5 protein-coding genes and 1 pseudogene are annotated in these 9,048 nt (G+C 42.6%); 3 read left to right on the top strand and 3 right to left on the bottom strand.

The features are described 5' to 3' along the window. Positions 1–297: 297 nt before the first annotated feature. Complete coding sequence (locus tag BCT49_RS04635) at positions 298–1,044, top strand: flagellar brake protein (RefSeq protein WP_017111391.1); 747 nt, start codon at positions 298–300, stop codon at positions 1,042–1,044. A 110-nt stretch (positions 1,045–1,154) separates the two neighbouring features. Here BCT49_RS04635 and BCT49_RS04630 read toward each other — a convergent pair whose 3' ends face one another. After that, the gene (locus BCT49_RS04630) at positions 1,155–3,515 is read right to left on the bottom strand and encodes a Lon protease family protein (protein ID WP_017111390.1); all 2,361 of its coding nucleotides are present in this window, start codon (positions 3,513–3,515) and stop codon (positions 1,155–1,157) included. A 241-nt stretch (positions 3,516–3,756) separates the two neighbouring features. On the opposite strand from BCT49_RS04630, the gene BCT49_RS04625 reads away from it, so the two are divergent. Both BCT49_RS04625 and BCT49_RS04620 read left to right on the top strand, forming a co-directional pair. Then, positions 3,757–4,251, top strand: coding sequence for a hypothetical protein (locus tag BCT49_RS04625; RefSeq protein WP_017111389.1), 495 nt, complete (start codon positions 3,757–3,759; stop codon positions 4,249–4,251). 12 nt (positions 4,252–4,263) lie between these two features. After that, positions 4,264–5,892: an ABC transporter ATP-binding protein gene (locus BCT49_RS04620; RefSeq protein WP_102434336.1), complete on the top strand. Its 1,629-nt coding sequence runs from the start codon at positions 4,264–4,266 to the stop codon at positions 5,890–5,892. Between the two features lie 329 nt (positions 5,893–6,221). Here BCT49_RS04620 and BCT49_RS04615 read toward each other — a convergent pair. Both BCT49_RS04615 and BCT49_RS04610 read right to left on the bottom strand, forming a co-directional pair. Next, positions 6,222–7,128: pseudogene (locus BCT49_RS04615) on the bottom strand (IS5 family transposase). Positions 7,129–7,311: 183 nt separating this feature from the next. After that, the coding region (locus BCT49_RS04610; RefSeq protein ID WP_102434335.1) for a peptidase domain-containing ABC transporter at positions 7,312–9,048 on the bottom strand (1,737 nt) is incomplete at its 5' end.

Below are 9,048 nucleotides of genomic sequence, written 5' to 3'. Positions count from 1 at the left end.
AATTACGCAACAAAGCCCCTTCATTCTCAACTCCTGCAAATAATTGGTACGCCAAACAATAAAAGTTTGAAGTATCAGTTCCTTGTAATAGACTAACGCAAGTGCATATAAATAAAACTAAGTACTTACAAACACAGAAAATAATTTAGAGTTAACTGCTTCATATAAAAACAGCAAATAAAAACACCACTCTATAAATTAATATAAAGTACTCCTGTTAAACCTAGCACGTAATAACACCTTGTTAGCAAGTTACCAAATAACTAACAGACGCATGTTGGCGCATGGAGAAACATAATGAACGCACCACTGAAGAAGCCTTTGGAGCATAATCAGGCTCTTCAAGATCCTCGAAATCGCACTATTTCCACGATTAATAGTACCGATGCCCTGGCCATGATTGAGCACGGCAGTGAACTGACGTTAAACGTCTCGACTCCGGTTGGCACTAAATTTTTGGCAACCACGAAGTTTATCGGCACACACAGTGAGAACTGTATATTGGTTGAAGTCCCTGAGGTTTCAAGCGATGACCTACGCTTTTTCTTTCAGGAAGGGTTTTGGATGACTGCGAGAGCTTACTCTTTAAGAGGAGAAGGCGCGCTGATCCACTTCAGATGTCAGATTCATCATAACATTGGCGAACCTTTCCCAATCTTGGTGTTATCGACGCCAAGTACAATGCAGGTGACTCAACTTCGTAAAGAAACGCGTTATGAAGTGAATTTAGACTCCAGAATCATCTTTAATGATCAGCGAATGAATTGTGAGATACGAGATCTTTCGAAAAGTGGTTGTCGCTTTGTCACATCACCCACTTCACGACCGATTCAGATCGCAGATAGAGTGTCTATCGAGATCACCCCTGGAAACTACAACGGTCCGTTTATTCCTCCGCTACGAGGCATAGTGTGTAATTTGCAAAAATCGACACACTACGCACGCTACGGCGTCGAGTTTGATGATATCGGCCGTGCCAATGCGAAGAATTTACTGGGTAAACTGAAATTCGATGGTACCAAGCTTCGTTTACGTAATGCTTAAGTGCTAGAGATTGTAAGAATCAAAAAAAACAGCCATCGATAATATCGATGGCTGTTTCGTTTTAGCTAAATCAAAGGGTAACGGTTATTTACCCGATCTTGCGCATTAAGTTATTTACGTAAAGCATTCAGTTTAGCTTGAGCGATACCAAAGATAGTATCGATAGGATAGCTCCCTTCATCGCTCGCTTCACCTGCTGCTTTGCCCGTGAACAGCTCAATCGCTTCTGTCACATGGTCAATCGCCCAGATGTTGAACTCGCCCTTTTCAACCGCTTTGACGATGTCACTGCGCAGCATCAGGTTGTGAACGTTAGAGCGCGGAATAATCACCCCTTGCTCATTTGAACGTCCTTTGATTTCACACACATCAAAGAAACCTTCAATTTTCTCGTTCACACCACCAATTGGTTGAGATTCACCAAACTGGTTCATAGAGCCAGTAATTGCGATGTCTTGACGGTTCGGCTGCTTAGAAAAAGCAGACACTACCGCACAGAACTCGGCCATACTCGCACTATCCCCATCCACGCCACCATACGATTGCTCGAAGGTAATATTGGTGGTGAGCGGTACTTTCGCTGTCTTACCAAATACCGAAGAAAGATAAGCCGATAAGATCATCACCCCTTTCGAGTGAATACTCCCACCTAAGTCTACGTTTCTTTCAATATCAATCACTTCACCATCACCGTAAGCGGTGGTTGCCGTGATTCGGTTTGGCGCACCGAACATATGATCGGTGGTACTGAGTACAGAAAGCGCATTCACTTGCCCAACCGCCTGACCATCAACGTGTATCAGCGTCGTACCGTTAGTAAACGTCTCCATTACGCTGTCTTGCAGTCGTCCTACACGCATCTGTTGATTAGACAATGCTTGGTCAACGTGAGTAGAACGAATCAGATTCGATTTCGCCCCTCTCGCGACGTAGTTAGACTCACGAAGCAGGTTCGCAATGTGTGCCGAATGCAGCGATAGCTTGCCTTGGTCACCGGCCTGACGTGAGCTGTGCTCAATGATGCGAGCAATCGCTTTACGATCACAATGCAGCATATTGTTGTCATGCACGATGCTCGAAATGAAGCGTGCGTAATGCATCTCAGAATCCGCAGTGCGCTTCATCTCATCTTCAAAATCGGCCGTCACACGGAACAGTTCACCAAACTCCGCATCGTAATGCTGCAGCAATTGGTAAGTGCGGTAATCACCAAACAGAATGATTTTCACATCCAATGGAATCGGTTCTGGATCAAGTGATACTGCGCCCGTTAGGGTCACCTCTTTTTCCAATGAAGCAAAGCTCAATTGACGTGAACGTAGCGCACGTTTAAGCCCTTCCCATACATACGGTTGTTCTAACACTTTCACCGCATCCATCAGCAATACGCCGCCATTAGCTCTATGTAAGCTACCCGCACGAATCAAAGAAAAATCGGTAAATACTGTGCCTTTAAAGGTCGCCGTTTCGACATAACCAAACAGCGAGTGATAGTTTGGATTCTCTTCGACCACAATCGGCAGAGACTGCTCTTTTTGGCTGACAATGACGTTAACTTTGTAACGACGTGGCATTTTCTTATCCAGAGAAGCCGTCGCGATTTCAGCTTGCTCAGTGCTCTCTTCTAAGAAAATATCAGCGTTTTCGACAATGTCTTTACGCAGTGCCGTGAGGTACTTTTTGATCTCTGGATATTGACTGTAATCTTGCTTCAACTGCTTAACAAAGTGGGTAATCACATCCCTTGCTGTATCATCATTTAGCTTTTGAATTTTCTCTGTGTACGTCTCTTCAAGTTCAGTCAGCTCTCGAGAAATGGTTCGTAACCCCACTTCCAATCCATCGATGGTTTTATCGAACTGATCTTGCTCTTCCGGCGAAAGCAAATCAAAGCTCTCTTCGGTATGAAGCTCCTCGCCGTTCATTGCGACAAACTGGTAATCGCCCTGAGTGGTAATCGTTAGGTTAATACCCTTTTCTTTTGCTTCTTGGCTAATGCTTTCTAGCGCTGCTTGCTGTTTGGCTGCCAGCTGGTTTTTAAGCCTGTCAGCACGGCTAAAGTACATCTCGTTATCAAACGCAAGAGGCATACCTTTAAGCAATTTACGCATCAATTTTTCGATATCTTGCTTTAAATTGCTGCCAACGCCGCTCGGTAACTTGAGCACTTTAGGTGTACGAATGTCTTCAAAATTCGCGATGTAACACCAATCAAAAAGCTCCTCGACTTCTTGAGGGTGACGGTTGAGATAACGCAAGATCATGGTGCGTTTACCTAGACCATTACGTCCTATCGCATAAATGTTGTAACCCTTTTCCTTAATTGACATCGCGAACTCAACGGCTTTTTGCGCCCGTTCTTGCCCGACGATCTCGTCAATTGGAGCCAGTTCTTTGGTCGACTTGCAGGGTAGCTTCTCTAGCTCTGCTACCTGATACAGCTGTTCTGTATTGAGTCTTTGAATCGCCATGGCCGCCTCCTTAGTCCTTTATTACTTGGGTGTAGATAAAATCAGTGTAGATGTAATTTCCTATAAATTTAGTGACTTACGCAACACCGCTGTTCAACTGAACAAATAACACACAATTTGAGCCGATTATTAAGAATAAAGGGTTATTTTATTTACCAACCTAACATGTAAATGATTTTAATTTGCAATTGATAATAAATATCATTAACATTTCCTGATATTATAAATTGAGGATGTGGATATGGAAATTGAACGATGCTGGATGCACTACCTAAAAGCTGAACAGTTAATGGAACAAGGTCACTGGCCTGAGGCACAACGCCTTTATGGTGATGTTCTCAATTCTCTTCCTCATCACATCCAAGACGCAGCGTACCAAAGCGACATCAAACCCTGTCAGTTTGCTTGTCTATTGGCAGGGCTTAGGGACGCAAGCGTAGCTCAATCAGAAATTCTTAACCGTCAGGGGCTACAACAGCAAGCCTTTGACACATTGAATCAGTCTTATGCACTGATGCAGTTTATCTCTCTAGAAAGCACTGAACTGATTCAACGGACTTATTCACTACTGGAAAAGCAAAGTGAAGATCTACTCAATCACTTGATCGCTTTTTGCAGTGCTCAGCGCAGCTCACATTGGATGCTTGAGCTAGAACAAATTCAGCGCGCTCATCACCATTTTGGGCAGCTTAAAACAACGTCAGAAGTTCAATCTTCACCTAATGTCTTAAATTGATAAGGATATATCATGTCGGACCGGGCCATTCTCAAAGTCAATAACCTCTCCGTTAGCTTCACAACCAATGATGGAATCATTGATGCGGTTAAAAAGGTTAACTTTACCCTTAACTCCAGCGAAACCTTGGCCATTGTTGGTGAATCGGGTTCAGGTAAATCAGTCTCTTCCAACGCACTGATGCGTTTGCTTCCTGATAACGCCATCATTGATCCTCAATCTCAAATAGAGTTTGAAGGACAATCGATACTCGAAAAAACAGAACGCCAAATGCAGTCAATTCGGGGCGATAGAATCGGCATGATCTTTCAAGAGCCGATGACCTCTTTGAACCCATATCTGCGTGTAGGTATTCAAGTGGCTGAAGCCATTATGTGTCACCGTAAGGTATCGAAGTCGAAGGCCAAACAGCGCGTACTTGAGCTGTTTGAACTTGTTCATCTACCAATGCCAGAGCAAGCCTACACTAAGTATCCTCACGAGTTTTCTGGTGGTCAGCTGCAACGCATCATGATCGCAATGGCCTTGATTAATGAGCCCGATATTTTGATTGCCGACGAACCGACTACGGCATTAGATGTTACGGTTCAGGCGGAAGTGCTCTCTTTGATCAAAGAGATTCAAAGCAAGATGGGCATGGCGATTTTGTTCATTACCCATGACCTTGGTGTAGTAAAACACTTTGCAGACCGTGTTCTGGTGATGTGTAAAGGTGAACTGGTTGAAGAAGGGGTGACTCAAGCCTTATTCGAAAACCCAAGACACGACTACACACGCATGCTGATTAACTCGATTCCGAAAGGCGCTAAGGTTCCTGTTGAGGCATCAGCCCCAGGGCTATTGTGTGCGGACGACATCCGAGTTCAATTCTTGGTTAAATCACATTTTATCAAGAGCAAAAATCAGTACTTCGAAGCCGTAAAAGGCATTTCGCTAAACCTTAAACAGGGCGAAACCTTGGGTATTGTTGGTGAATCCGGATCAGGAAAATCAACACTGGGACGAGCGTTAATCGGCTTGCTGCCAAGTACCGGACGTATTGTTTATAAAGGCCAAGATGTCAGTTTATTAACCGACAAAGAACGCCATAAGCTCAAGAAAGATGTACAAATGGTGTTCCAAGACCCTTATGGTTCTTTGTCACCACGTATGACAGTTGGGGAAATCATCACCGAAGGCTTAACGGTGCATCAACCTCAGCTCTCTAAGAAAGAACGATTGGAACGAGCACGCAAAGCGCTGATTGAAGTACGTCTAGAACCTAATTCAATTAACCGCTATCCACATGAGTTCTCGGGCGGGCAAAGACAACGTATCGCGATTGCTCGTGCGCTGATTCTTGAACCTTCTTTTATCTTGTTGGATGAACCAACCTCAGCGCTCGATCGCTCGGTACAACTGACCGTGATTGACCTGTTGAAAGACATTCAAACCAAGCACAACATCGGTTTCCTTTTCATCAGCCATGACCTCTCGGTAGTGAAAGCACTTTCGGATCGTGTTTTGGTGATGCAGAAAGGGGAAGTGATGGAAGAAGGCTCTGCAGAAGATATTTTCAACAACCCGAAAAATGACTACACCAAGAAATTGATTGAGGCGTCATTCGACTTAGAAAATAAATCGAAAAAAAATGCCGCTTAAATTGAACTAATTAACATTAACAGCATCTTATAAGTACATTCTGAATAATCTCCTAATGGATTGAAATCTAGAATGGATATAGCAAAACTGGTTTGGCCGCCAAAAGAGAAATGTCGCATGGATGCGACATTTTTCGTTTCTGGCGTATATGAAAAATCAACTCAGTGATTCTAGCCAGTGATTATGAAGGTTGGCTAAAATTGACGGACTTTAAACGGGGTTAGTTGGTAGTCGGGTCGCTGAGCGGCTTCGTTCAACTCGTTTTTGGACAAAGCTGGCGTTGTTGATCAAAGCAGGTAAAGGACGTAGCTATCCTTCGAACTTACCTGTTAGTTTCTAATAGGCATACCTAGCCCTAGGACTTTGTTCATTGCTTTGACATTTGCTAATGCCTCACCAACTTGAGCGTTATAGCATCTCAAACTCAATGTACCATTAGTCAGTCCTTTATATCGGGACATTGCCGTCTCAAAAATTGAACGGTTGTGGTAGCCAGAGGCAGTTTTCACTGAGCTAGAGTATCATGTTTAAGTGCATCTACAGCCTCACTCCGAGGGTGCCCCTTTTCCCAGTAACCAGCATTTTTTCTGGGAGGAATGAGAGGCGTGCAGTCCTTATTCTGCAATACTTCATGGCACTTTCACGTGTCGTAAGCACAGTCTGCTGATACGGAATACACCTTTCTACGAAGCGGATTCAACAGTGTGGGAGAACTTCACTATCACCAACGTTGACGAGGCTAACTTCTGCGCTAACAACATCATGCGTATCGACATCAACGGCAAGGTGCAGTTTACGCCAAGTTCTACGCTTTTCTGCACCATGCTTTTTAACTTTCCATTCGCCTTCACTGGAGACCTTCAGACCTGTTGAATCAATTGCGATGTGGCGAACTAGACCTTTAGATTTTTTCTTATATTTTACCTTTACGGTCTTTGAACGCTTGCTAATACTGGTGTAGTTAGGGGATCGCAGAGGGACGCTCATCAAGGCTAATATAGAATCAATAAAGCCTTGCAGCGCACATAAAGGGAGAGAAAAAACCTCTTTGATCATCAGAGCTGTTTCAATAGCGGTATCAGAAAATTGAAAGCCTCTACCACGTTTGCCATGGTGGCCTTTGTAGTGCCACGCTTCAACGGCTGAGTCGTCAATCCAAAACGTTACTGAGCCTCGTTTGCACAAGGCTTCATTATACTCATTCCAGTCCGTTATCTTCTTTTTCGATTTACCCATAACATCACCATGCTTCAACTACATGGGATCAGATCGCAGGATTGAGGAAAGGTTCAACTAATTTGGTCAACAACGCCAGTCGATAGGAAAACCTGATCGAAGTAACAATAAAAACGCTAGGTAATACTCCAAGGTTAAGACCGAGTAAACCCTCGTATCAAAGATGCAGGCTCAACACTTGGTTTACTTCAAGTTGATGACCCTATCCGCAGAGTTAATAGTTTCATATCTATGTGCAATAATGATCTTAGTGACATTTAAGTCATCCAAATTTTTGTTAATTGACACTTCGTTATTAGCGTCAAGATGGCTTGTCGATTCATCTAAACACAAAATGTTAGGTTCCTTATAGAGGGCCCTAGCTAGAAAAATACGCTGTAGTTGCCCTCCAGAAAAAGAGCTTCCCATATCTCCCACTAATGAATTTAACCCCATAGGAAGTAATGCAATCTCATTCCAGATACAAGCCGCTTGGCAACACGCTATAACCTTATTCTCATCATAATCTGAATCGAACATAGTAATATTTTCTGATAGCGTTCCACTTAGTAAAATGTCATCCTGCGTTACACTACCCAGTAATTGTCGATAATCGTTAAGTGACAGGTCTTGAATGTTTACACCGTCGAGATAGATAGTGCCAGAAGATGGTTTAAGAAGACCCAAGATTAGCTTCATAAGCGTTGTCTTACCACATCCAGATTCACCAGTAATAGCTACGCATTCACCTGAACGTACCTCAAAAGAGAGGTCCTTAATGACCCAATCTAAATTATCAGCATATCGGTAGCTTAATTTTTCAATCTTAATACTTCCCTTAATGCACTTTGGTAGCGTTGCTTTGCATAAGAACTCTTCTTGTTGCTCTAAAGTAATATCGGACAAACGCTCAAGATGAAGGCCCAATAACTTGAAAGAGAACATCTTTCCAATAAAAGCATTGATACTGGTCGTAAATTGGCCTTTGTAAGCAATGAACGCTAAAAGCATACCAACCGTAAACCCTCCATCCATAACGTTTAAAGCACCGAAATATATAATAAAAATGGACTCTAACCCAAGAAGAAGCCCAATCAAGCTATCCTCTGTAATATTCAACTTCCCAAGTCTAATATCTGCGTTGATTACTTCAGCATATCGATTTAACCAAACGTTCTGACGGTGAGTTTCGTGATTAAATAACTTAATGGTTTGGACGGCTCGAATGCTTTCTAGGAAATGGGTATCTTCATTTGCATTAGCAACAATAGACTCTTCAGTAATTCGTCTGTTTGGGAAATAAAAGAACATTTGGATAAAGAAAAGCATCAACACAAATAAAATCGCAATAGATGCCAGAACCGGGTTATAGAGATACATCACTACTAAGATAGTGATTGCCATTATTCCATCAATAGTCGCCTCAACAACGCCTGTTGTGATTAATTCTCTTATAGCATTTAAAGAGCCAAATCGAGATACCACATCACCTACGTGACGATTTTCAAAATACCTAATGGGAAGTCTAATTAAGTGACGAAACAAATTAGCACCCATTTGAATATTAAGAACATTGCTAATCCTCAAAACCAACCAGCTTCGAAAAGCAGCAACAACAATTTTAATTATGGTGAGAATTGAAAAACCCAAAGCAAGAACTATTAATAATGCCTTGTCGTTACTAAGTAAAACACTATCTATGACCCATTGCATATAATAAGGCGAAATTAGCGCTGTTGTTTGCAAAATCAAAGATAGCAAAAAAAGAGAAACCAATGACCGCTTTATTCCCTCGATCTTAGACCATAGTTGAGACATCTTCATGACCAATCTAGAGTCTTTTTTCTTAAATGATGAGCAAGGAGTCAATTCTAATGCGATCCCGGTAAAGCTACGGCTAAACTCAGCTAAAGATAACTTGCGCGGCTCTTCTCCGCTTAG

This window comes from Vibrio lentus (assembly GCF_002875945.1).
In the GTDB taxonomy this organism is placed as follows: domain Bacteria; phylum Pseudomonadota; class Gammaproteobacteria; order Enterobacterales; family Vibrionaceae; genus Vibrio; species Vibrio apostichopi.
Note: the sequence above shows the minus strand (reverse complement) of the source record. Positions and strands in the feature narration are given on the sequence as shown.